Genomic DNA, 267 nt, shown 5'->3' with positions numbered 1-267 from the left:
CGATCATCACGCCGCAGAAGTGGTCCGCGCTGGCCCCGGACTTTGTTGAGGTCGAGGAGAACGTCGAGTACGAGGAGCGCGAGGACGAGTACGACATCCACCCTGCGGAGGAGATCCACCAGCGCCGCCTCGACCAGGAGGACGAGGTGCCCGACGTGCTGACCATCGAGCCCGTCAAGGGCGACGCGGACGGCGACCTTGAGTCCTTCCGCATGCCCGTCCTCCTCGACATCTCGGACAGCGAGAGCGAGGACGACATCGTGGCCG

General features: G+C 66.3%; 1 protein-coding gene. It reads left to right on the top strand.

The features are described 5' to 3' along the window. Window positions 1–267: hypothetical protein (locus SAY88_RS25130; RefSeq protein WP_332635153.1), on the top strand; the 267-nt coding region annotated here is incomplete at both ends.

Source organism: Halalkalibacter flavus (assembly GCF_036663575.1).
GTDB lineage: Bacteria > Bacillota > Bacilli > Bacillales > Bacillaceae_D > Halalkalibacter > Halalkalibacter flavus.
Note: the sequence above shows the minus strand (reverse complement) of the source record. Positions and strands in the feature narration are given on the sequence as shown.